This is a genomic window from Chitinimonas arctica (assembly GCF_007431345.1).
Classification (GTDB): Bacteria; Pseudomonadota; Gammaproteobacteria; order Burkholderiales; family Chitinimonadaceae; genus Chitinimonas; species Chitinimonas arctica.
On the sequence record NZ_CP041730.1, the window covers coordinates 4,377,320 to 4,402,508 of the forward strand.

General features: G+C 61.7%; 18 protein-coding genes and 2 pseudogenes. 7 read left to right on the top strand and 13 right to left on the bottom strand.

Features of this window, described 5'->3' with window-relative positions:
* Nucleotides 1–231: 231 nt before the first annotated feature.
* On the top strand, nt 232–426 hold the full coding sequence (locus tag FNU76_RS20080) for a hypothetical protein (RefSeq protein ID WP_144279854.1): 195 nt from the start codon (nt 232–234) through the stop codon (nt 424–426).
* A 283-nt stretch (nt 427–709) separates the two neighbouring features.
* Nucleotides 710–1,009 carry a hypothetical protein gene (locus FNU76_RS20085; protein WP_144279855.1) on the top strand — a complete coding sequence of 100 codons (300 nt, stop codon included), beginning with the start codon at nt 710–712 and terminating at the stop codon, nt 1,007–1,009.
* Nucleotides 1,010–1,379: 370 nt separating this feature from the next.
* On the opposite strand, the gene FNU76_RS24725 is transcribed toward FNU76_RS20085, so the two are convergent.
* Nucleotides 1,380–1,976 (bottom strand): PEPxxWA-CTERM sorting domain-containing protein, encoded by a 597-nt coding sequence (locus FNU76_RS24725; RefSeq protein WP_223879112.1) that lies wholly within the window; start codon nt 1,974–1,976, stop codon nt 1,380–1,382.
* Nucleotides 1,977–2,220: 244 nt separating this feature from the next.
* Between FNU76_RS24725 and FNU76_RS20095 the strand changes: the two genes are divergently transcribed.
* On the top strand, nt 2,221–2,625 hold the full coding sequence (locus FNU76_RS20095; RefSeq protein ID WP_144279856.1) for an RNA-binding protein: 405 nt from the start codon (nt 2,221–2,223) through the stop codon (nt 2,623–2,625).
* 72 nt (nt 2,626–2,697) lie between these two features.
* On the opposite strand, the gene FNU76_RS25075 is transcribed toward FNU76_RS20095, so the two are convergent.
* The 3 genes and pseudogenes from FNU76_RS25075 to FNU76_RS20105 form a co-directional block, all read right to left on the bottom strand.
* A complete protein-coding gene (locus FNU76_RS25075) occupies nt 2,698–3,105 on the bottom strand; it encodes a siderophore-interacting protein (protein ID WP_308418573.1) in 408 nt (135 codons plus the stop codon).
* Nucleotides 3,106–3,168: 63 nt separating this feature from the next.
* A pseudogene (locus tag FNU76_RS25080) lies at nt 3,169–3,512 on the bottom strand (siderophore-interacting protein); the annotation flags it as partial.
* A complete protein-coding gene (locus tag FNU76_RS20105; RefSeq protein WP_144279857.1) occupies nt 3,505–4,206 on the bottom strand; it encodes a PadR family transcriptional regulator in 702 nt (233 codons plus the stop codon). The pseudogene FNU76_RS25080 and the gene FNU76_RS20105, both read right to left, overlap by 8 nt.
* Before the next feature lie 478 nt (nt 4,207–4,684).
* On the opposite strand from FNU76_RS20105, the gene FNU76_RS20110 reads away from it, so the two are divergent.
* Together FNU76_RS20110 and FNU76_RS20115 are read left to right on the top strand one after the other, a co-directional pair.
* Complete coding sequence (locus tag FNU76_RS20110) at nt 4,685–5,413, top strand: 3'-5' exonuclease (protein ID WP_144279858.1); 729 nt, start codon at nt 4,685–4,687, stop codon at nt 5,411–5,413.
* A gap of 23 nt (nt 5,414–5,436) precedes the next feature.
* Nucleotides 5,437–7,458 (top strand): UvrD-helicase domain-containing protein, encoded by a 2,022-nt coding sequence (locus FNU76_RS20115; protein WP_179958209.1) that lies wholly within the window; start codon nt 5,437–5,439, stop codon nt 7,456–7,458.
* Between the two features lie 50 nt (nt 7,459–7,508).
* On the opposite strand, the gene FNU76_RS20120 is transcribed toward FNU76_RS20115, so the two are convergent.
* From FNU76_RS20120 to FNU76_RS20155, 8 genes are all read right to left on the bottom strand, one after another.
* Nucleotides 7,509–8,243 carry a hypothetical protein gene (locus tag FNU76_RS20120; protein ID WP_144279860.1) on the bottom strand — a complete coding sequence of 245 codons (735 nt, stop codon included), beginning with the start codon at nt 8,241–8,243 and terminating at the stop codon, nt 7,509–7,511.
* 308 nt (nt 8,244–8,551) lie between these two features.
* The gene (locus FNU76_RS20125) at nt 8,552–9,946 is read right to left on the bottom strand and encodes an HlyD family type I secretion periplasmic adaptor subunit (protein ID WP_144279861.1); all 1,395 of its coding nucleotides are present in this window, start codon (nt 9,944–9,946) and stop codon (nt 8,552–8,554) included.
* Nucleotides 9,947–9,974: 28 nt separating this feature from the next.
* A complete protein-coding gene (locus tag FNU76_RS20130) occupies nt 9,975–12,161 on the bottom strand; it encodes a peptidase domain-containing ABC transporter (protein ID WP_144279862.1) in 2,187 nt (728 codons plus the stop codon).
* 90 nt (nt 12,162–12,251) lie between these two features.
* Entirely contained in the window at nt 12,252–17,408 is a 5,157-nt protein-coding gene (locus FNU76_RS20135; RefSeq protein ID WP_179958211.1) for a calcium-binding protein, read from the bottom strand.
* 444 nt (nt 17,409–17,852) lie between these two features.
* On the bottom strand, nt 17,853–18,434 hold the full coding sequence (locus tag FNU76_RS20140) for an ATP-dependent Clp protease proteolytic subunit (RefSeq protein ID WP_144279864.1): 582 nt from the start codon (nt 18,432–18,434) through the stop codon (nt 17,853–17,855).
* A 59-nt stretch (nt 18,435–18,493) separates the two neighbouring features.
* Nucleotides 18,494–19,585: a lipocalin-like domain-containing protein gene (locus FNU76_RS20145; RefSeq protein WP_144279865.1), complete on the bottom strand. Its 1,092-nt coding sequence runs from the start codon at nt 19,583–19,585 to the stop codon at nt 18,494–18,496.
* On the bottom strand, nt 19,585–22,137 hold the full coding sequence (locus tag FNU76_RS20150) for an FtsX-like permease family protein (protein WP_144279866.1): 2,553 nt from the start codon (nt 22,135–22,137) through the stop codon (nt 19,585–19,587). Before FNU76_RS20150 ends, FNU76_RS20145 begins: the two co-directional genes overlap by 1 nt.
* Nucleotides 22,134–22,805 (bottom strand): ABC transporter ATP-binding protein, encoded by a 672-nt coding sequence (locus FNU76_RS20155; RefSeq protein WP_144279867.1) that lies wholly within the window; start codon nt 22,803–22,805, stop codon nt 22,134–22,136. Before FNU76_RS20155 ends, FNU76_RS20150 begins: the two co-directional genes overlap by 4 nt.
* 215 nt (nt 22,806–23,020) lie before the next feature.
* On the opposite strand from FNU76_RS20155, the gene FNU76_RS20160 reads away from it, so the two are divergent.
* Nucleotides 23,021–23,845: a hypothetical protein gene (locus FNU76_RS20160; RefSeq protein ID WP_144279868.1), complete on the top strand. Its 825-nt coding sequence runs from the start codon at nt 23,021–23,023 to the stop codon at nt 23,843–23,845.
* A 16-nt stretch (nt 23,846–23,861) separates the two neighbouring features.
* Here FNU76_RS20160 and FNU76_RS20165 read toward each other — a convergent pair whose 3' ends face one another.
* Nucleotides 23,862–24,797: an ATP-binding protein gene (locus FNU76_RS20165; RefSeq protein WP_144279869.1), complete on the bottom strand. Its 936-nt coding sequence runs from the start codon at nt 24,795–24,797 to the stop codon at nt 23,862–23,864.
* A gap of 161 nt (nt 24,798–24,958) precedes the next feature.
* Here FNU76_RS20165 and FNU76_RS20170 point away from each other — a divergent pair.
* A pseudogene (locus FNU76_RS20170) lies at nt 24,959–25,105 on the top strand (transposase); the annotation flags it as partial.
* Nucleotides 25,106–25,189: the final 84 nt, after the last annotated feature.

The following is a 25,189-nucleotide window of genomic DNA, read 5'->3' on the forward strand; positions in this document are numbered from 1 at the left end:
GCTCAGACTGTGGCGCATACGCCACGCTCGTCCAGCCACCTGGCGCGTGATCTTGCTGTGTACGCTTCGCTGGCGGCATATCATCCGAGAGCAGGGCTTGCACTACCCGTAGTTCCTGACTCGCGTAGGGGCTGAACGTGTAGGGTTTGAACAGCAGGGTGCCAACCGGAGCCCTGCTTGGCTGGAGCGGTCTTGCCAACAGGGGCCGCCGAATTGGGAAGAGGAGCAGGCATGAGCAATGCACGCACTTTGAGAAGAAGCATCCGCTTATTTGGCGAACCAGATGCAGAAACGGCGCTGAGCAAACTGATGCAGGAAAAACCGACCACCCGTGAACAACATCTGGAGGCCCTGCTCAAGCGCGGCGACACCCGTCGGCGGGTAGAAGATCACCTGTTGACGAAAGCGTCCCTGGATTTATGGTAAGGGATAGCGCTATCATGTGCTGCCCTGCGGTTTTCTCTATACTAGAAAATCCCAATCGCTGGTCCATCTGAACTTCCTCTCAAGCGGTGCCTCTTAAGAAACCGCGGTAACCATTTGGATCTGGATTCCGCCGGGCTGGCCACCAGTCCGGCAACGATTGCCCCGTTTGCTAAAGGCCTAATCCGTGGCTACCACCGCGCGGTCTTGCTGGCGACCCTGGGCTGAATTAGCGCGCCGCGTAAATTCTTTTCCCACTTCCAAAATTGAATAGTTAAAAGAAAGCATGAAAACTAGAAACGCCAATAACCTCGATGCAGCGCAAGCACGTGCAGCGCTTGAAGCACTATTCGGCGGACCGGCCCCTTCGTCCGAACCGGCGGCGGAACAAGTACTTGAAGGCCACGCCCTGATCGCCCGTAAGGCGGCCAATGCCAATGCCCTCTCTTCCAAGGTTGATTTGTTGCGACGCAAGCGTGAAGCCATGACCGCCGTGCAGCAAGCGGCCGCTTCATTGGGTTTTTCGATAGAAGAGTTGCGCCAGGCGGTTGCAGAACCGGCTTCGGCGAATACGTCTTCCTACTGAATCCAGTAGATGTAAAAGCTTTTTATCGTTGCCGGAGGTTCGGCACGTTTGGGCTGACGCTAGCTTAAAACCCACATATGCCAAGTGGATAATCGCGGATTCTAAATTCCCGCGCCGCCTTTGTGCTCCCCGTTGATATGTCTATTGCGTAATTACGCTCTTGAGTCGGCTTGTCCGAAAAGCGGCTTAATTGCTTGGGCTATTAGAATTGGTAGGCTAGCTTATTTGATAGTCTGATTAGCGGATGAGAAGCGCAGGAGACGGAAAGAAAAGAGCCCCGCGAACATTGTCGGCGAGGCTCTTGGCCGTGCTCCCCAAGCCTTGCCATTGCAGCAAGGCATCTACGGAGCAGGCTTGGGTAAAACCCGGTTTATTTGCCGCGACGGCGACGCGCGGTGAAGCCGATCAAGCCCAGGCCGGCCAGCAGCATGGCATAGGTTTCCGGCTCGGGTACGGCGCCGGTGATCTTGATCGAATCGATCTCTTCCCAGGCGTTCAGGTCGTGATCGGTATTGGTATAGATCTTGAGGCCCTTGACCGCGAAAGCGGTCTGGGCCCAGGTGATGGCAAAGTCGACCGGGGTACCGGCCTGGCTGGTGTCGGTGCCCGACCAGACATTGTGCAGGCTGCCGTCGAGGCCGATGGCATCGACCTGGTAGACGAAGCCGTTACCATAGGTTTCGCGGATGGTTGCACCCGTGGCAAACACCGCCTGGTCGAAGGTGACCGATACCCATTCCAGGCTGCCGTTCCTCGGGCTAGGCGCCCAGGCGGTGCTGATGTCGCCATAGGAGAAGGTGTTGGAAGCGCCCAGGACTTGCGAGGCGGACCAGCTACCGCTGCTCCACTGCGAGCTGAAGCCGGCGAGGCCGCTGGCGAATTGGTCAATCGAGGGGGCTGCTTGAGCAACGCTCATCATCAGGCCGGCGGCCAGTGCGGATAGGGCGAACAGAGGGCTTTTCTTCATAGGTTTCTCCAGGTTGAAATCAGGCTGGGCACCCGGTGAAGCCATGGTCTGCCCGGGGAGCATGCTGTGGCATGCGGGCGGTGCTGGCAATAGTCCAAACGACTTACTAAAAGCAGGCAGTTTGGACTGCCTATGGGGCATTGCGTGCTTCTCGTGAGTAATAGGGTGAGCATTGGCCGCCACAGGCACGTTTCCTGCTGCCTTCCCCGGTAGATAGAAGCCATCCACTCCGAGGGAAGCCGCCATGAAACCATTCCTGTTACAGCCGAAAATGCTGTCGCTCTTCAATGTCTTCTACCCGACCGGCTATATCTTTGCCATGTTCCCCACCCTCGAACACGCGGTGGAGGCTGAGCGGGCCTTGGTCGCTTGCGGCCTGTCGGAGCAGGACATCCTGTTCGTCGAACCCGGCGCCATCCTGTCCGAGATTGCCGCGACCATCGACGATGAGAAGGACTCGCTTCCCTCGGTAGGTACCGAAAGCGAATACATCCGCCTATACCGTGATTTAGCCCGGCAAGGGCATTGCGCCTTGATGATTCCGGCCGCCTCGGGCGGCGAAACGGAATTGGCGATGACACAGTTAAGGCGATTCCCCTTGTCCGATGCCCGTCGTTATCACCTGTTGGCGATCGAGGCGCTGACGTAGGGCATTCGTGAGACGGAACCGTCATGGAGAGTGCGAACGCCATGACGGCAACGGGGGCGCGCTGTCGGCCGGTTAGTCGTCCAAGGTTTCATGTACCGCCGTTGCGCCTTGCTTCCAGTAACTGGCGGCGCGTATGCGCGATTTATCCATGCCGTGTGTGCCCACCAATTGCTTGCGTACCGCCTGGATGGCGGCCGATTCGCCTGCCGCCCAGGCATACCCCTCGCCGGTTGGCAGCGATAGTTGCGCTACCGCATCCGCCAGGCGGCTTAAGCCGGTCTCGTCGCCATGTTGCCGGTGCAGCCATTGCAAATTCAGCGTGGCGGCACTGGACAGGTCCAACTCGGCGGAGGCATCGGCGACTTCGATAAGCACGATCGCCTGCTTGCCGGCCGGCAGCTGTTCCAGGCAACGCGCGATGGCGGGCAGGGCGGTTTCATCGCCCAACAGCAGGTACCAGTCGAAGCCGGTAGGAATCACGAAGGATCCGCGTGGACCGCCGATGCCCAGGTATTGGCCCGGCTGGGCTTGAGCCGCCCAACTGGCGGCAGGCCCCTCGCCGTGCAGGACGAATTCAATGTCCAGTTCCCCGCGCGCCAGGTCAAAGCGCCGGGCGTGTAGTCGCGAGCAACGCTGCGGGGCTTGTGCTCGCTGAACACCGGTCCGTTCGGACCTGCTTCCGGCAGGGTCGGCAGCTGCTCGCCAGGTGCCGGGAAAAACACTTTGATATGGTCGTCGAAAGAGTCGGAGACGAAATCGCTTAGCTCGTCGCCTTGCAAGGTGACGCGCAACAATCCGGGAGTGACACGGTGGGTATGGCTGACCCGTAGCAGGCGGAACTTGAGGGCATGGCGGACGCGTTGGACTTGCAGATCGGGTCTAGTCATGGTGGCCGGTTTCCTTCTTGGCGGAGTGAGGGGTAGGGGACGCCGGCTCGCCGAGGATCTCGGCGGTGGCGCGGGCCAGGATGGCGGCGATACGCTGTTGCTCTTCGCTGGAGGCGTGGCCGCATTGCGACAAGGCTTGCTTCAGCGCAAGGCGGGCTTGCCGGTACCCGGATTGGCCGGCGCCTTCGTCGTCGCCGTCGGTTTCACCGGAAAATGCGCGCCGGATCCTGTCCATCTTGCCGGCGATATGGGCCAGTTTGGCGAGCATGGCATCCACGCGGGGCCGGTTTTCGTGCAGGTAGGTCCGGCCGGCTTCGGTCAGGTGGTAGCACTTCTTATTACCACCCGCTTCAATCGTGGCATAGCCGAGTTCTTCCAGATAGGTCAGGGCCGGGTAAACCATGCCGGGACTTGGACTATAGAAGCCGTTACTACGGGCTTGCAGCAGTTTGATCAATTCATAGCCGTGGCTGGCTTGCTCCTCCAGCAAGGCCAGCAGCAGCAGTTGGAGGTCGTCGGAGCTGAATTTGCGGCCGCGATTGAAGCCATCGCCTTCGCCGAATCCGCCTGTACCGCTGCCGAAGGACGCGCCGCCGTGGCTATGGCCATGGCGGCCCATGGCGCGCTGGCCGATAAGATGGGAAAGACGGGCGATCAGGTGGCCGAAGCGGGCTTGGGTGTGGTGATGTCGCATGGGGTGCTCCATTTATATCGTAAGATTCATCTTAAGACATATCGTAAGATATATAAGAGACAAGGGCGGGTCAAGGATTCCTTGTTCGCCAGGGTGTTTTGCGATAAAAACGGGCGGTAAAAATATGACCAATGGATATATTATTGGCTTGATCATAAAAATCGCTTTGTTTCATCCCCCAAATGGGGGATACTGCAGCCTTCCTCCTCCTCTGGCCGCCAAGTTTTTTCAGGCGGCCGTTTTTTTGCCTGTAGCAAACGCAGCGTGGCCTGCCTGAGCCTACTGCGATAAATGACAGGAATGCCCTAGGGGCGGGAGGCGCGCGCTACTGATACCATGCGGCTTGTGTGAAACCCGTATTGCGCAGAATGCCAATGACTTCCCCTGAATCGCTCAATTTCCTGGCCCGCTCAGCTTGCCCCTTGCAAGCGCGGGATATGTCGGCGCAGCCACGGCTAGATCCAGCGGCGGGCCGAAAATGACCGGTCTGCAAAATGTGCTCAAGCAGCTGTCGCGCTTACCTGGTCGTTTGTTGGCGGCCGTTTCGGGCGGCAAGGGTGTCGCCGGACCGACCATTCCCGTGCTCAGCAGTCCCCCTCGCCATATCGACAAGGCCGCGATCCTGGCCATGCCGCCGTTCGCCGGCTTGCCGCTGGCCGCCATCGAGGTGGTGCAGACGAGCGAGGCGGCGGAGCGGGCCTGCAAGGTGTTGGCCCAGGCCGGCACCATCGGTTTCGATACCGAATCCAAGCCCACCTTTCAAAAGGGCGAGCAGTCGCAGGGGCCGCATCTGATACAGCTGAGTACCGCGACGCAGGCCTTTCTGTTTCCCGTTCTGGACGGCAGCATCGCTGCGCCCTTGCGGGCCTTGCTGGAGTCGGAGCAGGTCGTCAAGGTCGGATTCGACCTGCGTTCCGACAAGGCGCAGATGGCGGCCAACCTGGCGTTGCGCTGCCAAGGGGTGCAGGATCTTGTGCCGTTGTTCCGCAAGGCCGGCTACCGCAATACCGTGGGCGCGGTACAGGCCGTCGCCTTGCTGTTCGGCCAGCATTACGCCAAGTCCAAGAGCGTGAAGATGTCCAATTGGGCGACTGCTTCCTTGAGCGTCAAGCAGCAGCGCTATGCCGCCAATGATGCTTATGTCGCCTTGCGCGCCTACCTCGCCCTGGCCAACGGGCATGGCGCGGGGAGCCGCCGCCGCTCATAGCGGGTCCCCTAATGCGCGACATCATGTCATTCCTGCTGGACCCCGCCGCGCTATCGAGCGAGCAAGCCGCCATCGTCGGCGATATGGCGCAGTCGCAGCGCGTCTATGCCACGGCCGGCAGCGGCAAGACGACCTTGCTGGCCCATGCAGCCTTGGCGCGCCGGATGGCCGGGGTGCCGGTCGAGCAGATCAAGCTGCTCACCTTTACCCGTACCGCTACCGAGCATCTGCGGCAATACCTGGCCGCCATGGCTTCCCAGCATCGCATCGATCTGCCTGAACCACGCACCATCCTGTCCTATGCCGGCCAATTGCTGCAGCGCCTGACACGTGCCGGCTATGGCCTGGCCGGCTCGCGTGCGCTGGGCATCAACGATCCGCAGTTGCGGGAAGCCTTGAGCGGCGCTATCCACCAGGGGGCCTTGGCCCTGCGGGACCACGACGACGAATTCGATATCCCGCAGGACAATCCGGCCAATCTGGCTACCCTGCATGCCCTGTTCACCCGTATCAAGGGCGAGCGGCGTTTTGACCTGCGAACCTTGCTGGACAGCGACGACGCCATCGAATTGGATGTGCTGGCCGAACAGGCCAGGCAGCCGGTCGCGGTCATGGCCTTCCTGGTGGCGTTCGAGCGTATCCGCGAGCGGAAGAGCTTTATGACCTTCGCCGACGTGCTGACTCAGCCATTGGATCTGCTGGCGCAATTTTCCGATGCCTACCAGGTGGTCAAGGAAGCCGAATGGGTCTTGCTGGACGAAGCCAATGACTTGAATAGCGCGCAGCTGCAGGTCGCGCTGGCCGGCCGTCTGCGCAGCGCCAAGGTTATCGCGGTCGGCGACGAGAACCAGTGTGTGCTGACCAGCCTGGGTGCGCATCCCGAGGTCATGGCGCGGGAATTTCCCGCGCGGGTTCCCGGCGCGGTCGATGTCACCCTGGCCGGCGCGCGCCGCTTCGGCGGTGGATTGGCCAAGCGTATTCAGCGCACCGTGCGGCAACAGTCCGCGGCGGCCAGCCAATGCCACTCGGTGGCCGCGCATGTCACCAAGGTCCAGGCGGTATCCTGCGATATCCCATCCCGGACGGTAGCCCTGCTGGCCGAGCATCTAGCGGCCGACGCCACGGGCACGGCGGCGGTGCTGAGCCGAGAGCGCCACTTGCTGGTGGATATCGAAGTGGCCTTGGTGGAGAGCAAGATCGCCTACGAGCTGGACCTGGGCCAGCCTTTTTTCTTCGATCCCACCGTCACCGCCTTGCTGGGATTGTTGGCGGCCGGCGGCAACCGTTTGGCGAAGCTGGGCAAGGTCGTGGTGGCGCCCGCCTTCCGCGCCGATATGATCGTCGAGTTGGCTGGCCTGCTGTTTCCGGAGTATCCCATCGAGGAACGCGAGCGCGCGCGTGCCGATCTACTGGCCATTACCGACGGCAGCGGCAGTTTTCTGCGCTATGCCGTCGAACAGGCCCACCGCCTGTCCGGCCAGCTTGCCACGCGCGATCAAAGGCTGGCGCGCTTCAATACCCATTGGGACTACCTGGTAGCGATCGAGGCCGATGCGCCGGCGGCAGAGGTGCTGGCAGAATTGGGGCAACGTTTTGCCTTGCGCGAACAACTGCATGGCCAGATTCTCGACCCGATCGAACGCCGCGCTGTCCTGGGCATGTTCGAACGGCTGCAGACCCTGGCCAGCCGCCGTGCCTTGAGCGTGAATGCCTTGCTGGTCGAGATCAACCGCTTGCGCACGGCTTATCGCGCCATTGGCCGGCCTGGCGTGAAGGGCTGGGCGCCGCGCGTCAGCCTTTCCACCTTTCTCAAGGCCAAGGGGCGTGAATTCGACCTGGTGATCCTGACTCATCTGGATGCGGATATCAGCCCGCAACCCTTCCCCCGCCAGGACACCTTGAACGATCCCGGCGAACACGCCATCGCCGAACGGCGCCTGTTCTACGTCGCCGCGACACGGGCCAGGCATGTGCTGCGGCTGCTGAGCAGCGAAAAGGGCCAGGTGAGTCCCTTTGTTCTGGAAATGCTGGACAAGGCAGCCTGATAGGCGAGGAAGGATGACCGCCACGCGGGCGTGACGGTCATCGAAAGGCCTTACTGGTTTAGACGAATCTGGTAGTCGAGTACATTGCCCCAGATCGGGCGATAGTTACAATTGGTGGGCTGCAACTGCCAGGACAGGATGGAACGCGCCACGCGGGTCTGGCCGGACATCGGCTGCAAGAGGCCGATATTGGTATTGGCGGCCGCGATGACGTTGAATTGCCAAGGCGGATTGGCGCCGAGGAATTCATTCGACAAATGCACGCTGTCCACCCCCACGGGCACGAAGATGGCGCCGCTGCGCACGCAGTTGAGCACATATTCGCGACTTCCCGGCAGCGGTGCGCCGCCAAAGCCGTAGGTCTGCTTGACGCTGACCGGGCAGCTGAACATGCGGCGTTGTGGATCATAGCCGCAGCAGGTCATCTGCTCGTACCAGGTGCTGCCCTGGTAGGAAGTCTTGCCGCAGTAAGCTGGATCAGGCGCCAGGATATCGTCCACTTGCGAGCAGGACTGGTACTTGTCATAGATCGCGGCTTCGAAGCGAAGTCGCTGGTCCTCGGGCATCTTCTCCCAGCCGGACTGGGTGAACTCCTTGACGATGGCTTCCTTGACATCGGGACTACAGGACGGCCCGGCGGCTTGCGCGGTACCGATCAGTATCACTGCGCCGAAAAGCATGGCCAATCTGGAATACAAATACATGGTGGTTTCCTCCTGCGGGATGATGGGGAGAACCATGGTGGCGAGCAGGACCGTCCCTCGCTGCGCCTGGAGAGTGGACAAAGTCCCCACCCCGCCGGACGTATATCGACGTCGATCACTTATTGATTGCTCGTATGCGGCTAAAGGCTAGACCGCCCGCCATGGCTGTACGATGCACGAAAATGGGTGCCAAGCACGTTCCGGCAAGTACGGTGGGAATGGTCCCGGCCGTAAAGCACGGGAGGCAACTGTGTGCCTTTCCATCTAGGCCGAAGCGGCCGGTACTTGCTAAAGGGGGAACGCGTACAAGAAAACTACGCCAGATCGGAGGGGTTTACCCAAGTGTGCGACAGGCGGATTCGAAGGGAACCCAGGTTCTCCCGCAATCCTCAGCGCTCCCGCGCGGCTTCTTGTACGGTCTGTTGCAGCGGGGATAACAGGTATTCCAGCACGGTACGCTTGCCAAGGTGGATTTCGGCGGTCAACTGCATGCCGGGCGCCAGTGCCAGTTTGCCGCCCAGATTCTGGCGATCCAGGGCGATGCGTGCACGGTAGACTGAAATGCCGGTGGCTTGCGCAGGAGAGCTCTCGGCGAGCAGCGACGAAGACGGTCTGCCCGAGTCGCTGGCGTCGGCACTGATACGCATGACCTTGGCCTTCAGCATGCCGTATTTCTGGAAAGGGTAGGCACTCAGCTTGACCTGAGCCTGCTGGCCTACGTGCACAAAGCCGACATCCTCGTTCTTGATGGCTACGTCGGCATACAGCTGCTCCCCCTGCGGTACCAGCGTCATGACCACGGCGCCGGCCTGTACCACCGCGCCCACCGTGGTGGTGGCCAGTTCCTTCACGACGCCGTTCTGCGGCGCACGCAAATCCATCAGGCCTTCCTGGTAGGCGCTCCTTGTCAGTCCAGGCGCCAACTGGGTGATCCGGTTGCGCAAGTCGGCCAGTTCTTTTTCGAGCTCGGACCGATAGCTGCTGCGCAACTGGCTCAGCTTCTGCTGCTGCGCGGCGATGGTAGCGTGCAATGCATCGACGGTGGCCCGCTGTGCTTCCAGATCGCGGCGGCGTTCGATGGCTTCGCGCCGTTTGTCGTGGCTGGCCAGCTTGCTGAGAAAGCCATTCTGCTCCAGGCGTGCATAGGAGTCGGCGGCTTCCTCGAAAGTCGGCAGGGTTTGCTCGAGCTTGGCCAGCACTTGTAGCGCGCTCTTGCGTTCATATTCGGCTTTCAGCAGCAAGGATTGCGCTTGTTCCTCGCTGTCGTGAAAAGCCCTGCGCTGCGCGATATCCTGGCTTTGCACCTGGGCAAACAGCAGGGAATCGTCGCCGGCCCGCTTCTGCATAGGCGTGTTGCGCAAGCCGGCTTCGATCCGTCGCACCTGCATCTGCGCCGTGTCCATGGCGTTTCGCTGCCCACCATGCTCAGCTTGTGCCAGCGTGGTGTCCAGCCGTGCCAGCAACTGCCCGGCCTTGACCTGATCGCCTTCCGCCACCAGCAATTGCTTGACGATGCCGGCCTCGGCAGGCTGCACCACCTTGAGCAAGGTTTGGGAGCTAAGGGTGCCTTCCGCCGTCGCGACAATGTCGAGCTTGCCGAACGCCGCCCAGATCAACAGTATCGACACCAGTACGCAGATCGACCAGAGGACGACGCGGCTAGCTTGGCCTGGCGTCTCGTTCTCGATCAACTTGAGCGGGTCGTGCCAGCGTGACGGCGGGCGTAATGGCGTGACCTGGGTATCGGTCTGGCTGGCTTGCGACATGCGTGCTGGTATCTTCATGGGGTGGGTAGCTAAATGGCGTACCAGGTCAGCCAGGCATATTTTCTGGTGCTGGTGCTGGTGCTGGTGCTGGTGCTGGTGCTGGTGCTCGCGCGGCGGCATGGGCCTGCAAGCGGGCGCCCTGTTTATCCAGGCGGAACACCGCGTCGACCTGGAGCCCTTGCGGTAGCCCGTGGGTAATAAAGAGCATGGTGACCTTGCCCTTGAGCGCATTGACGGTCTGGGCGAAATGCTCGGCGGTGGGGCCGTCCAAGGCACTGGTGGCTTCATCGAACACCAGGATGCGAGGGCGTTTCAGCAGGGCGCGTGCGATTGCGATGCGCTGGCGCTGTCCGCCGGATAGTCCGGCACCCCGCTCGCCGATCTCGGTACGGTAGCCTTGCGGCAGTGCTTCTATCACCTCATGGATCTCGGCCATCCGGCACGCCTGGGTAATCTGCTCGAAGGTGGCGTCGGGGCTGGCCATGCGTAGATTGTCGTAGATGGTGCCGGAGAACAGTACCGTCTCTTGCGGCACCACGCCGAAGTAGCTGCGCAGTTCGTTCGCGGACAGATACCGGATATCCACCCCATCGATCAGGATGCGGCCCGCACTGGGCTGGTAGAAGCCTTGCAGCAATTTGGCCAGCGTGCTTTTGCCGCAGCCGGATGGCCCCATCAAGCCGATGGTCTGGCCGGCTTCCACCCGCATGCTTAGATTCTCGTATACGTTGGCGAGGTGAGGCTCATAGCGGAAGGCCACTCGATCGATCTCGATGCGGCCTTCGCGCTTGCCGCTGCGGGAAGGCAGCACGGAGTAAGGTTCGGTGGGCGCATTCATCAAGTCGCCGAGCCGCGCCACGGACAGGCGTGCCTGCTGGAATTGCTGCCACAATCCCACCAGGCGCAGCATAGGTTGCGAGAGCCGGCCGGCGAACATCTGGAAGGCCACCAGCATGCCGATGGTGAACTGGCTGTTGTGCATCACGGTGTAGGCACCGATGGTCAGTATCAGCAAGCTCATGATCTGTTCCAGCAGATTGGAGGCAGCGTTATAGGTATTCGCCAGTTGCTTGGTGGCGAAACTCGCCTGCAAATAGCTGGCCAGGTAAGCACCGTAACGATTGTTCAGTTGCGGCTCCATCTGTAGGGACTTCACGGTTTCCAAACCGACGATGTATTCCGTCAGGAAAGCCTGGTTGCGCGCCCCCAGCAGGAACTGCTCTTGCAGCCTGGCCTGGAACAAGGGAGCCACGACCAGGCTCATGCCGACGATGACGGCCAGGATCGCCAGCACGATCAGGGTCAAGGGCACGCTGTAAAAGAACATGATGCCGACGAAGATCAGCAGGAAGGGCATGTCCAATACCAGCGTCACGGCGGCGCTGGCGATGAATTCGCGGATGGTCTCCACGCCGTGTAGCCGGGCGGCGATCACGCCGGTGGAACGCTGCTGGAAGTACATGGGCGGCAGCTTGAACAAGTGGGCGAAGACCGATGATCCCAGTACGGCATCGACGCGGTTGCCGGTGTGCAGGATCAGGTATTGGCGCAACCAGCTCAAGCCGGCCGTGAACAGGATAAAGACGGTCATGCCGATGGCGATGACGATCAAGGTGCTCTGTGTGTGATGCACGACCACCTTGTCGATGATCGCCTGGGTGAACAGCGGCGTGGCCAGCGCGATCAACTGGATCACCAGCGAGGCCAGCAAGACCTCCTGCCAGAGGCGCTTGTGCTTGAGCAGCTCGGGGACAAACCAGCGGAATCCAAAGGGCCGGCGTGGACCTTGCGGCTGCGGATTTTCATCGTCGGCCACTGTTTCGGCGCAAGGCGCAACGCGGGTGGCCTGTCCGGTGTAGCGCTGCGTGAATTCCGCCAGCGGCACGGTGCGCGGCTCGGCGTCCGCTGCCTCGATCAACAGCACCTGCTGCTTATCGGCCATCAGCACGATAGCCGGTTCGATGCCCGCCCCTGCGTCCGTCGAGGCGGTGGCGGTCGCGGGTGCCAGCCATGCCAACAGGGGAAACGCTTCGCGGTGCAGCTTGCCCGCTGCGATCTCGTGCGTCGTGGCTGCGAAACCATGGTCGCCGGCGGCATCGAGCAGGGATGAAGTGGTGTGGGGCGCGGCGTATTGCTGACGAGCCAGGTCGGCGGCATACGGGCGCTGATGCAGTATGCAAATGCCCTCTAATACCCAATGGAATAGGGCTGGGGTGATGGCCGAATTGTTCATGTCTCAGGAAGATAAGGTGGGCGGAACGGCTCCGCCGGCGCCGTGGGCGGCCGGCGGAGCGAGGTGCCGAAAGACGCCTCCTGCGTTGCCTCAGGATGTGGCGGCAAGCGCTTTGCCCTTGTTACGAAGCAGTTCGTCGGAGCCGGGCACGGCTGCGTGCCCCGCTCCGATCAGGCTGGCGGTAGCAGCGTCACCGCCCTGCAGCTCGGCCAAACCTTGCGCTGCGTTCTCCATGCTGTTCAGGTGGAAATCGAGCTTGGCTGCAGTCAGCGACCAACCATTCAGACGGTGGACCTCGTCGCCCTGCTGCGACGGCACTTTCGGGGCGGGAGTAGCGCTTGCTTTCGCCTGGATCGTTTTCGATTTCACCGTGGCGAAATCCCACACCGTATTGTCGGCGAACTTGATCTGCTCCATCGCGTAGGGGCCGGCGCCGTCCTGATAGAAGTACGACTTGATGCGCAGTACATTGCTGGCGCCGGTAATGGTCAGCAGCAGATCGTTGCCGGTGCCGTCACGCTTGACGATGACATCGGTCGCCTTGATACCGGCATCGAGCAGCAAGGTGTCGGTATTGGCGGCGGTGTCATAACTCTGGTCGATGATGTCATTGCCCGAGTTCTTGCCGAACTTGTAGGTATCGTTGCCGCCGCGACCATCGAGCCAGTCGTTGCCGGTGCCGCCGTCCAGGACGTCGGTGCTGCCGTAGCCGACGATGGTGTCGTTGCCGGCCGTGCCTTGGATGACCTTGGCCTTGACGGTAGCGACATCCCACACGGTGTTGTCGGCGAACTTGATCTGCTCCATCGCATAGGGACCGACGCCGTCCTGATAGAAATACGACTTGATGCGCAGCACATTGCTGGCGCCGGCAATGGTCAGCAGCAGATCGTTACCGGTGCCGTCACGCTTGACGGTGACATCGGTCGCCTTGATACCGGCATCGAGCAGCAAGGTGTCGGTATTGGCAGCGGTGTCATAACTCTGGTCGATGATGTCATTGCCCGAGTTCTTGCCGAACTTGTAGGTATCGTTGCCGCCGCGACCATCGAGCCAGTCATTGCCGGCGCCGCCGTCCAGGACGTCGGTGCTGCCGTAGCCGACGATGGTGTCGTTACCGGCCGTGCCTTGGATGACCTTGGCCTTGACGGTAGCGACATCCCACACGGTGTTGTCGGCGAACTTGATCTGCTCCAGCGCGTACGGGCCGGCACCGTCCTGATAGAAATACGACTTGATGCGCAGCACATTGCTGGCGCCGGCAATGGTCAGCAGCAGGTCGTCGCCGGTACCGTCACGCCTGACGGTGACATCGGTCGCCTTGATGCCGGCATCGAGCAGCAAGGTGTCGGTATTGGCGGCGGTGTCATAACTCTGGTCGATGATGTCATTGCCCGAGTTCTTGCCGAACTTGTAGGTATCGTTGCCGCCGCGACCATCGAGCCAGTCATTGCCGGCGCCGCCGTCCAGGACGTCGGTGCTGCCGTAGCCGACGATGGTGTCGTTGCCGGCCGTGCCTTGGATGACCTTGGCCTTGACGGTAGCGATGTCCCATACGGTGTTGTCGGCGAACTTGATCTGCTCCAGCGCGTAGGGGCCGGCGCCATCCTGATAGAAATACGACTTGATGCGCAGCACATTGCTGGCGCCGGCAATGGTCAGCAGCAGGTCGTCGCCGGTACCGTCACGCCTGACGGTGACATCGGTCGCCTTGATGCCGGCATCGAGCAGCAAGGTGTCGGTATTGGCGGCGGTGTCATAACTCTGGTCGATGATGTCATTGCCCGAGTTCTTGCCGAACTTGTAGGTATCGTTGCCGCCGCGACCATCGAGCCAGTCATTGCCGGCGCCGCCGTCCAGGACGTCGGTGCTGCCGTAGCCGACGATGGTGTCGTTGCCGGCCGTGCCTTGGATGACCTTGGCCTTGACGGTAGCGATGTCCCATACGGTGTTGTCGGCGAACTTGATCTGCTCCAGCGCGTAGGGGCCGGCGCCGTCCTGATAGAAATACGACTTGATGCGCAGCACATTGCTGGCGCCGGCAATGGTCAGCAGCAGATCGTCGCCGGTACCGTCGCGCCTGACGGTGACATCAGTCGCCTTGATACCGGCATCGAGCAGCAAGGTGTCGATATTGGCGGCGGTGTCATAACTCTGGTCGATGATGTCATTGCCAGAGTTCTTGCCGAACTTGTAGGTATCGTTGCCGCCACGGCCATCGAGCCAGTCATTGCCGGCACCGCCATCCAGGACGTCGGCACTGCCGTAGCCGACGATGGTGTCGTTACCGGCCGTGCCTTGGATGACCTTGGCCTTGACGGTGGCGATGTCCCATACGGTGTTGTCGGCGAACTTGATCTGCTCCAGCGCGTAGGGGCCGGCGCCGTCCTGATAGAAGTACGACTTGATGCGCAGTACATTGCTGGCGCCGGCAATGGTCAGCAGCAGGTCGTCGCCGGTACCGTCACGCTTGACAGTGACATCCGCCGGCGCGATGCCGGCATCGAGCAGCAAGGTGTCGGTATTGACGGTGGTGTCATAACCTTGGTCGATGATGTCATTGCCCGAGTTCTTGCCGAACTTGTAGGTATCGTTGCCGCCGCGACCATCGAGCCAGTCATTGCCGGCACCGCCGTCCAGGACGTCGGCACCGCCGTAGCCGACGATGGTGTCTTTACCGGCCGTGCCTTGGATGACCGTGGCCTTGATGATCTCGGCATTCCATGCATTTCCGTTTGCAAAGCGGATCTGTTCCAGGGAATAGGGGCCGATGGCATCCGAGTGGAAGTAGGATTTAATGCGCAGTACATTGCTGGCGCCGGCAATGGTCAGCAGCAGGTCGTCACCGGTACCGTCGCGCTTGACGGTCACATCGGCCTCCTTGATGCCGGCATCGAGCAGCAAGGTGTCGGTATTGGCGGCGGTGTCATAACTTTGGTCGATGACGTCATTGCCGCTGGATTTGCCAAATCGATAGGTGTCGGAGCCAGTGCCGCCGTCTACCGTGTCGTTACCCGCACCGCCATCGAGGTAGTCGTTCCCCTCGCTGCCCCGGAGGGTGTCGTTGCCGGCGCCGCCAAATAGAAAATCGTTGCCTGCGCCGCCGCCGACGGTCTCCGCGGCCGTACCGCCGAGCACGACATTATCGGCCGCATTGCCTGTGGTGGTCGCGCCATAGCGGCCTCCCACCAGGATGCCCAGCTGCGTATACAGTGCCTGCAACTCGGGGGTGGCGGCCTGATTGCGCAGGATGTCTTCCATTACGCTGTAACCGGTCCAGCCACGGTTGCCAAAATGGTCGCCGGCATATTTATTCAGCTCGATCAGGTCGCTGAGGCCTTGGCTTGGCGATTGCACGACCTTGTTGCGCAGCAGCTGTTCCGTAGCCGAAAAGTCGAAAGCGTAACCATCATCCCCGATGCTGACCGTTGCGCTCAGCAAATACGGTTTCAGGCGCGTTTGCAGGGCCAGGTTCGCGTAGACGGATTCACGCAAGGCGGAGTAAGCCTGGTCGAGTAGCGACAGTTGCTGCGTACTGTAGGTGATGGACAGGGTAGGGATGGGCGTTCCACCCATGCCGCCACCCCCGCCGCCGTTCTGGCCGGAGACCATGGTGATGCCGCTGGCGGCACCGCCACCTGCCTGGGTTTGTTCCGGCAGGTTAAAGAAGTATCTGCCGTTGAATGCTTCCAGGATATGCAGCTTCTGGTTCCAGGCACCGATCAACTGCCGGTAGTTGGCGCTAAGTTGGGTATTGTCCACATCCCTTGGCGTGGCGGGGGTCATGCCTCCGCCACCTTGCGAGCCACCGCCACCCATGCCGGGGCCGGTGTTGGCAATGATGTTGGCCGAGCGCAGGACATCGCCGATGCGGTCGTAGCGCACGATGAAATGATCCGGGTCGCGATCATCCAGCGATTCCGCCATGCCGGAGGTATCGGCCCAGGCGTCCAGCAGTTGGTCCACCAGGGCCAGTTGTGCTTGCTGCGTGGTAGCCGCGGCAAACTGTTCGACCAGGCCTTTCAACCGCGAGGATTGGGTGGCCGCTTCCTTCAGGTCGCGAACCTTGCCCGAGCCGGTCAATTCCGGCAGCGATGCAAACTCGGTCGGGATCGGCAGCGTATCGGAGAATTCGCGGTGGAAGGTATCTTCCGAAAAATTCAGGTTGGCAGCGTCGCCCAGGGTGGCAGCGGTCTGGACGGTACCGCCGCGCACAAAGGTGCCGGTGCGGTGGATCTGATTCCCGTCGGCCAGCGTGTTGTTGACTTCGGTATTGGCCAGATTGACGGCGGTGATATTCAGCGCCGCCAGCGTTTTCAGTTCATTCGCCTGGCTGATCCCGTCCTGGTTGGCATCCTGCCACATGCGCAGCCGGCCCCAGCGCGCGTCGGCGGCGTCGATCTTGCCGTCGTTATTGCTGTCTTCCTTGGCGAGCGCCGCAAAGCCATTGGCGGCGATACCGCCCTGTGTGTCCATGCTGCCGTTGCCGTTCAGCGGCGTGGCGTCGCCGAATAGTTCGCGGCCATCGTCAATGGTGCCGTTTCCATTGCGGTCGAGTACCAGGAAGCCGTCGTCAGCGCGGGTCCAGCCGGTTTTGGTCTTGATGCCGTCGGCGTCATGGTCGAAAAGCACCAAGCTGTTCGCGACGCCCACGGTTTCTACTCCATCGCCATCGATATCGAGCACCAGCGGGTCACGTCGTTGCGGGACCTTCTGGCCCTCCTTGAACAAGTCCGCGACCAGGTCCGAAATCTTCGTCAGCAGTGGATCGAAATCTCCGCCCAGGTACTTGGACAGCAAGGTCAAGCCGGCACCGATCACGATCATGGCCGGGTTTTGCACCATGATCCCGGAAGTCAGGATGATGGCGCCGGCCTTGCCCAGTGCATCGAAACTGGTCTTGGCCACATTTTCCAGGTTCTGATGGGTAGGGTTGAAGGCATAGTTATCCATGCTGGACGCCATATCCGTCACGGAATGCGAATACTCTTGCCACTGCTGGTACTGCCTGAGTTGGGAGGCAAGCGGACTGACGACTTCCTTGGGGAATAAAGGATCTCTTCCGATGAGTTCCAGGGACGAATTAATGCCGTGCGCCAGGTGGATGAAAGCGGTCGATGCTTCCACATAGTCGCCCCAACCCGGATCGGTGTTGTCGAATGTGGTCAGCCTCTCCCAGGCAATGGTGTAACTTCTTTGTGCCGAATACAAATGTCCTGATTGTTCAGAAAGCTTTTGAATATTCATCGCGTAACCATCGCCTGGAGAGTTAAATGGGGGTGTCAGGGTCAGCAAATACGGGGGGCGCCTGCCGGGGTGCCGAATCTGACGATTTAGGTGAAGCGCGCTCCGCCGGATTCGGACCATACAGGATAGGCGTGGGTTTTTGTATATATTGTGGCTGCGTGATTATGGTCTTTGTTTTCTATTTTTCTTTTTTAAATCATATACATGCAGATTGTTCCGGCGGAGCTTTGGTAATCCTGCCAAGTCATTACTAATAATAGAATGAATTACTGATTTTCTATCGTCAGTGCCAAGCGAAGGATATTAACGCAAGCTGTATGGACTAATAACTTCAATGTAATGCGCACCCATTTTAAAGCGGGCGATGAAAACCGCAGCGTTGCTTCGTCATGCCGGCAAACGCAGGCATGACGATACTTCAGCGTAGCTTTGCAGTACGGACCCTCAAGCGTCCAACTCGCGCTGGTTGACGATGACCTTGCCCACCAAGCCGTACTCGGTGGCTTCGGCGGCCGACATCCAGAAATCGCGATCGATATCGTTCAGCACCTTTTCCAGGGGCTGGCCGGATTCCCGGGCGATCAACTTGGCGATGCGTTCCCTGACCTTGACGATCTCGCGCGCATGGATGGCGATATCCGAGGCCTGGCCACCGACGCCGCCGCTGGGCTGGTGGATCAGGAAGCGGGTGTTGGTCAGGCAGAAGCGGGCGGACTTCGGCACCGACAGGAACACATTCACGGCGGCACTGCCCACCCAGCCGGTACCGACTACGCGCACCGGTGCATCGATATAACGCACCACGTCATGGATCACGTCGCCGGATTCGACATGGCCGCCCGGCGAGGAGACCAATAGCGTGATGGGGTCGTTCGACTCCGCCGACAGCGCGATCAGGCGCTTGGCCACATCGGCCGCCAGCGTATCGTTGATGGTGCCGAATACCAGCACGGTACGCGACTTGAAGGCCTTTTCCTCCAGGAACGGGCTGCGCGGTGTTTCGTGGTTTTCAACTGGTTCTGCCATGGTGATTCCTCCTGATTGCGTTGAATTAAAGGCAGGGCGGCTTTTATGCAAGCTCCCCGCTACATCCGTAGGGGCTGGCCGTAGCCGGTCAGTTCCAGGTAACCCTGGCCGGCCTGTTGGCCGTTCTTTCCGGCCCGGACCGCGCCTTCCCAATACATATTGCCGGTACTGTGCCGGGCATCGAGCTCCTGGTCCGGCAGCAGCGGCTGCAATAGCCATTCCTCGTTTACCGTACCCGACAGCTTGATCGCCATGGTGGTCGGATAGCGAATCTTGCTGCGCGGCGAAGTCCAATGCCGTCGCGGCGTGAAGCTGACCTCGGCCGGGGCCAGTATCTTCACGCTGCCGTCGGCGTAGCGACGGCTGCCACCGGTCCAGCGGGTCCGGCCCTTGCTGTCGCGTAGCTGGAACGCCGTCACGCTGCCACCGTCGGCGAGATTGATGCCGGCCCAGTCCCAGCCCACCGTTTCGTCGTCCAAAACCTGGCTGGACCACTCGTGATCCAGCCAGGCTTCGCCGCTGACGGTGATTTGCCGGCCCTGACGGGTCAGCACGCCGTCCACCTTGAGATGGGGTCGACTGTAGTAATAACTAGCCTGGCCAGGACGGGGACCTTTGCGGCTGAATCCGCCGTCGCCCTGCAGCAATATCGTTTGACTGGGTTGCAGACGCAAGCGGTACTGAAATTCCTTGGCTGCCACGGTGGCGATATAGCTGTCGTCGCTTTGCCTGCGTAGCGACCAATCGCCGATGGCAGCATCGGTATTGCCGCTTGCGGTTTGCGCCAAGCCCAATCCACCCCGCGCCAGTCGCTGGTCGTGCAGCATGCGGGCGTTGGCGGGGTCGCTGAGGGCGGCGTGGCCGAACAGCAGCTGTTTGGGGGCAAAGCCGCTGGGGTTGTCCGCCGCCAGACCGGTGGCGGTGCGAAAGAAAGTCAGTTGGAAACCGGCGGGTTTACCATCCGGCAGGCGCAACCAGCCGGTCAAATACCACCATTCGGTGCGAAACGATGGATGGGCGCCATGATCGGCAGGGAATCGCAATACGGCGCCGGGCTTGACGGTGGCGAACTCGCCAGCCCAGGCCGGAGTCAGCAGCAGCGCAAGCACAAGACAAAGGAGCCGGCCCAGCCGGTGCGGGAATAAAGCCATTACCAGTCCTCCTTGACCGCCCGCACCGCGCCCACCGCCAGCGCCTTGCGTCCGGCCAGCACGGCGGTCAGCGCCGCCAATATGATCAGCGCCAGCGATACCCCGCCCAATACCGGCCAGGGGATATGGGTCTGCATGGTCCAATGGAACGACTGCGGATTGATGACATCGATCAGGATGCGGCTGATCAGAAAGCCCACCGCCAGACCGGCCAAGACGCCGATCCCGGCCAGTAGCGCCCCTTCCAGTGCCAGCAGGCGGTCGATATCCGTTTGCCGGTAGCCAATATGGCGCAGCATGCCGAATTCACGCAGCCGCGCCAGCGCCTGGCCGCCGAAACTGACGCCTATGCCCAGCAAGCCGACCAGGATCGCCACCGCTTCCAGTAGATAGGTCACCGCGAAACTACGGTCGAAGATCGCCAGGCTGATACGCCGCAATGCGCTCCGCTCGGCGAAGTCCAAGCGCTCGCCGTGCGCGACTGCCGCCCGTAGGCGCTGTTGCAAGGCGGCGCTGCTACTGCCTTCCGACAACCACATCGCCACATCGTTGACGCGCAAATCGCCGGTCAGGCGCTGATAGTCCGCCAGCGCCAGCATGATGGAGCCATGCTGGCGGGCGTAATCGCGCCAGACACCGGCCACCACCACGGCGACCTGTTTGCCTTGCAGTGGCAGCAGCATCGGACTGCCGGGCCGGACACCATATAAATCCACTACGGCTTCGCTCACCCATACCGGTGTCCGATCCGCCGGCACAGCGAAGTTCGGCCCCACCAGCGGCAGCTTGGCGGCCGCGTCGGCGCGGTCCATGGTGCGGGCAATCACTGCCACGCCGGGTCTGGCGGGATCGAGGATGACACCCTGCAGGCGCATGAGTTCATAGCGGGCGATACCTGCGGTGGCGGCCACCCTCGCTTGCTCGGCGGGCGAGAGGTAGGCGGTCTCGCCGGCGGCGGCCGCGCGCAGATAGAGGTCGGCCGGCATCAGCTGGTCCAGCCAGCTGACCACCGACACGCGAAAACTGGCCACCATGATGACCATGGCAACCATCAGGCTGAAGCTGGCCAGGATGCCGGCCAGGCCGATGCCGGCGTAACCGGGCGCCTCTTTCAGCTGGGTAAGGGCTAGTCCCAACACCGGGCCGCGCCGCCAGGCGGCCGGCACGGCGCCCAGCAAGCGCGCGCTGAGCCAGGGCATCAGCCACAGCGCGCCGATCAGCAGGCAGGCGATGGCCAGGTAGCCGGGCAGGGGCAGGTCGCCGATCGGACCCAGCATCAGCAAGGGCGCGGCCGCCATCATCAGCGCCAGGCCGGGCCACGGCGAGCGGATACGGTCCAGTGCGCTTTCCTCATCGCCGGCCTTGAGCGCCCGCGCCGGCACCGCGCGGGCCGCCTCCCTGGCCGGGATCAGGCTACCGATCAAGGTAGCGGCCAAACCCAACAGGAAAAAGCCCGCCATGGCCCAAGGTTCGATATGCAGCTGCGGGCTGATGCCATTGAAAAAACCGCTGCCCAGGTCGCCGCCCAGCACGTGCAATGCGCCGGCCGCCACGCCCAGCCCGGCTACGATGCCCAGGCCGGAACCCGTCACGCCCAGCGCGGTTGCCTCCAACAATATCAAGCCCATCAGCTCGGCACGGGTAAGACCGAGTACCCGCAACAGCGCCAACTGGCTACGGCGTCGCAACAAGGACAACACCTGGGTGGAAAAGACCAGGAAACAGCCGGTAAACAGGGCGACCAGGCCCAGCACCGCCAGGTTGACGCGGTAGGCGCGCGAGATATCGGCAGTGCGCTGCTCGGTACCGGCGGCGGTATCGATGCGGCTGCCGGCCGGCAAGGCGGCTTGCCAGCGTTGGGTGAATGCGCCGGCATTGCTGCCCGGCCTGAGCTTGATATCGATGCGGCTCAATTCGCCCAGGCGGCCCAGTTTCCACTGCGCCGCGCCGATATCCATGACGCCAAGCCGCTGACCGGCGCCGGCGGCCGGCAGACTACCCGCCACGCGCAACACCAGGTCTTGCATGCCAAATTGCACTGTCAGCTTTGCCCCCACCGCCAGCCGCAAGCTCGCCATGGCGGCAGGGGACAAAAATACCGTGTCCTGTTCCAGCAGTACCAGCCCGGCCGGTCCGCCGCCCGTGTCGCCAGCCGGCATATCGGCCTGGCCGAGCAATTGCGGCGCTACCGCCCCGACCCGCAAGGCGTCCACGCCCAGCAGCAACAGGGGTTCGCGCTGGCCCGGCAGTTGGGCGCGCACCTCCAGCACCGGGCTGGCGGCCGCCACGTCGCGATCTTGCGCCAAGCGTGCATAGAGCGAATCCGACAGGGCGCCGCGCACACTCAGATCGGCGCTGCCGCTCAACGAGGTAGCGGCCTGGCTGAATTCGCTGACGGCCGAGTGGTTGATCAGGTGGATGGCATAGCCCAAGGCCACCCCCACCAGGATCGCCAGCAGGCAAGCCAGGCTACGGCCCGGCTGAGCCAGCAGGCCGGACCAGGCCAGGGACGGCAGCAAGCGCCGGTGCATGCGGCGTAGCGGTCCGCTCATGGATTCACCGGCTGCAAACCGGTCGGCGTCAGCCGCAGTATCCGGTCGGCGCTGGCCGCCGCCACCATGGAGTGGGTCACCAGGATGCCCGCCGCGCCGGTATCGCGCAGGCGGCTTTTCAGCAAAGCCAGGATGGTGGCTGCCGTGGTCGGGTCGAGATTGCCGGTCGGTTCATCGGCCAGCAGCAGGGAAGGGCGGTGGATCAAGGCGCGGGCGATGGATACCCGCTGCATCTCGCCGCCCGACAGCTCGCGCGGCTTGCGCCCGGCCTTATCGGCCAGCCCCACCGCCGCCAGCATGGGCAGTACCGCATCCTCGGGCAGCCCGTTCAGCGCCAGCGGCAGGCGTACATTCTGATAGACCGACAACTGCGGCAAGACATGGAACGCCTGGAAAACAAAGCCGATGCGTTGCCGCCGCAGCAGGGTGGCGGCATTGTCGTCCTGCTCGGATAGGCGTCTTCCTTCGAACACCACCTCCCCCTCGTCCGCTTGATCCAGCCCCGCCATCAGATTGAGCAGGGTGGACTTGCCCACGCCGGATTCGCCTATCACCGCGATATATTCGCCGGCCGCCAATTCCAGTTCCAGGCCACGCAGCACAAACCGGCCCTGCGACCCCGGGTAGGCTTTACCGACTTGGCTCATGGTCAATACGGACGGCGGCATGCTGATATTCCCGTGCGGCTATGTCTAGAGGAGGGAGCCCAGGCGGAATAAGGCCTGGTACCGGTTGGAGCGGCCGTCATGATCGCATCTCGGCGGGCGGCATGCAGCGAAAACCTTTCCTCTGCGGCCTATTCGCGACCGGTTTCGTTCGGCGTATCCTTACAGCCATTACGTCGCGGAGGCGCGGCGTCCGCCATCGAAATCAGGAATACACAATGAAGCAAGTAAAACTCGTTTGGGCATCCAATAGCGCCGAATGGGAGGACGTCAGCTGCAAGGCGGATCGCGTCAGCATCGCCGATCAGATCGTGCGGGTGGAATACTCCGGCGCTACCGACGACGAAGGGCGCTACCAGGGCGTGGTTGAACTGGAACTGCGGGAAGGCATGCAGACCGTCGAAGGCGAATACACGGTCTTGCCGGCCAAGACGGCCAGCGAACAGTTCGCCCAGGTGGTCGGTTTCGGCCTGACCGGCCAGATCAAGCCGCTTGAAGAAGGTGGCTATTATTTCAGCGGTATCTGGGATGAGGGCGGCATCGCGCAGGCTTTCCAGATATTTCCGTTGCCCATGTCGGCGGCCTCGGACGAAGCACGCCAAGCCTCGTCGTTCAAGGTGGACGAGCTGGCGATCCGCTCGGTACCCAATGCCCTGCAGGATCACGTCAAAGCGCTGCGCCGCTTCGAGCGGGCGATGCAGCCGTATCGCGGCTTGCTGGATGGGGTAGCGGCATTTGCCGAATTCGGTGTGCTGTTCGGCGCGTTCGACCAGGTGCTGAATGCCGCCAAGACCCGCATGGATCGCCATCTGGCCGACGATCTCGACGGGGAGGCCTTGCTGGAATACTTGCGCGACGAGGCTTCGCTGGCTTTGGAAGCGCTGCTCGATCAAGGCACGGGACTACGCGTGCCGCAAGCTTGCCTAGCCGAGACGGCCGAGTTTGTCCGCGATATGGAGGGGCTGGCGAAAAACCTGCACGATGCCATCCTGCGGGAAGGTTACGAACTGTGCCGGGTATGGTTGGGCATGGTGCCGGAGTAGGCTAGTCCTCGGTCGCTCAATTTGCGTTGGCCGGCACGACCAGGTTTGCCGTGACGGCCGGCTGCTGCTTGGGTAGGCAGATGCGGAAGCGGCTGCCTTTGCCCACCTCGCTCTCGAGCTCGATGCGGCCACCATGCTTCTGCACGATGCCGTAGGACAGCGACAAACCCAGGCCGGTGCCCTTGCCGACCGGTTTGGTGGTGAAGAAGGGGTCGAAGATACGCATGCGGTTTTCCGGCGAGATGCCGCTGCCGTTGTCCTCGAATTCCACCCAGGCTTGCTTCTCGTCCTGGCCCGTGCGTATCCAGATCGTGCCGAAGTTCTGCATCGCATGGCTGGCGTTGACCAGCATATTCATGAATACCTGGTTCAGCTGCGACGGCAGGCAGACGATTTCCGGCAGGTCACCGTATTCCTTGATGACCTTCGCCCGGTACTTGATTTCGCTGTGGACGATATTCAGCGTGCTATCGAGGCAATGGTGCAGGTCGGCCACTTCCCATGTGTCGTTCGCATCCAGGCGCGAAAAGTCTTTCAGGTCCTGCACGATCTTCTTGACCCGGAGGATGCCCTCCTTGGATTCGTTCAGCAGCGCGCCCAGGTCGTCGCGAAGGAATTGCACATCGATTTGCTGCTTGGCCAAACGTAGTTCGCCGTCCCGCACCGTTGCCGGCAGATGCTCTTCCAATTGTTCGTAGCGGTTCAGCAGCTTGAACAGATCGTCGATATAGGCTTGTAGGGTGTTGAGATTGGAATTGACATAGCCGATGGGATTATTGATCTCATGCGCCACGCCGGCGGCAAGCTGGCCGATCGAGGCCATTTTTTCCGATTGCAGCAACTGGCTTTGCATTTGTGCCAGGCGTTGATTCAGCAACAGCACGGCCTCGTTCGGGCTCGTTGGATCAATACTGGGATTGCTTTCGCCCAACGACATGTCCTGGCTATTCATTGTGGTCTCCCCGCTGCTATCAGGGTAGTCGGGCTTGCGGCAAAAGCGAAGGTCCAGGGATGCACTGATTTGATGCGCTAACGAGCGTGGGGTGCGTGGTTGTTGCCCCTCTAGGGCTTACAACCTTAGCCCGGGCGGCCACTGCCTACTCCGCGCACCGCCTCAACGGTGTGTTGTTTGTGCTCACCTCCGGCATCCCGTGGGAGGATTGGCCTCAGGAACCGGGTTTCGACAGCGGCATGACCTGCTGGCGGCGTCTGCGCGACTGGCAATCCCCCAGTACCTGGGATCGTCTGCATCTGGCTTTGCGTCACTAAAGCAAATCTATAACTCGCATGCTTCGCAAAAAGCGGCCCGGCCATGGGAGACTGGGCTGGATTTGACCGGGAAAA

What these genes read in the sequence shown, in the direction of transcription:
- FNU76_RS20080 (WP_144279854.1), top strand. Translation starts at nt 232, where the DNA reads ATGAGCAATGCACGCACTTTGAGAAGAAGCATCCGCTTATTTGGCGAA.
- FNU76_RS20085 (WP_144279855.1), top strand. Translation starts at nt 710, where the DNA reads ATGAAAACTAGAAACGCCAATAACCTCGATGCAGCGCAAGCACGTGCA.
- FNU76_RS24725 (WP_223879112.1), bottom strand. Translation starts at nt 1,976, where the DNA reads ATGAAGAAAAGCCCTCTGTTCGCCCTATCCGCACTGGCCGCCGGCCTG.
- FNU76_RS20095 (WP_144279856.1), top strand. Translation starts at nt 2,221, where the DNA reads ATGAAACCATTCCTGTTACAGCCGAAAATGCTGTCGCTCTTCAATGTC.
- FNU76_RS20105 (WP_144279857.1), bottom strand. Translation starts at nt 4,206, where the DNA reads ATGCGACATCACCACACCCAAGCCCGCTTCGGCCACCTGATCGCCCGT.
- FNU76_RS20110 (WP_144279858.1), top strand. Translation starts at nt 4,685, where the DNA reads ATGACCGGTCTGCAAAATGTGCTCAAGCAGCTGTCGCGCTTACCTGGT.
- FNU76_RS20115 (WP_179958209.1), top strand. Translation starts at nt 5,437, where the DNA reads ATGTCATTCCTGCTGGACCCCGCCGCGCTATCGAGCGAGCAAGCCGCC.
- FNU76_RS20125 (WP_144279861.1), bottom strand. Translation starts at nt 9,946, where the DNA reads ATGAAGATACCAGCACGCATGTCGCAAGCCAGCCAGACCGATACCCAG.
- FNU76_RS20130 (WP_144279862.1), bottom strand. Translation starts at nt 12,161, where the DNA reads ATGAACAATTCGGCCATCACCCCAGCCCTATTCCATTGGGTATTAGAG.
- FNU76_RS20135 (WP_179958211.1), bottom strand. Translation starts at nt 17,408, where the DNA reads ATGAATATTCAAAAGCTTTCTGAACAATCAGGACATTTGTATTCGGCA.
- FNU76_RS20140 (WP_144279864.1), bottom strand. Translation starts at nt 18,434, where the DNA reads ATGGCAGAACCAGTTGAAAACCACGAAACACCGCGCAGCCCGTTCCTG.
- FNU76_RS20145 (WP_144279865.1), bottom strand. Translation starts at nt 19,585, where the DNA reads ATGGCTTTATTCCCGCACCGGCTGGGCCGGCTCCTTTGTCTTGTGCTT.
- FNU76_RS20150 (WP_144279866.1), bottom strand. Translation starts at nt 22,137, where the DNA reads ATGAGCGGACCGCTACGCCGCATGCACCGGCGCTTGCTGCCGTCCCTG.
- FNU76_RS20155 (WP_144279867.1), bottom strand. Translation starts at nt 22,805, where the DNA reads ATGCCGCCGTCCGTATTGACCATGAGCCAAGTCGGTAAAGCCTACCCG.
- FNU76_RS20160 (WP_144279868.1), top strand. Translation starts at nt 23,021, where the DNA reads ATGAAGCAAGTAAAACTCGTTTGGGCATCCAATAGCGCCGAATGGGAG.
- FNU76_RS20165 (WP_144279869.1), bottom strand. Translation starts at nt 24,797, where the DNA reads ATGAATAGCCAGGACATGTCGTTGGGCGAAAGCAATCCCAGTATTGAT.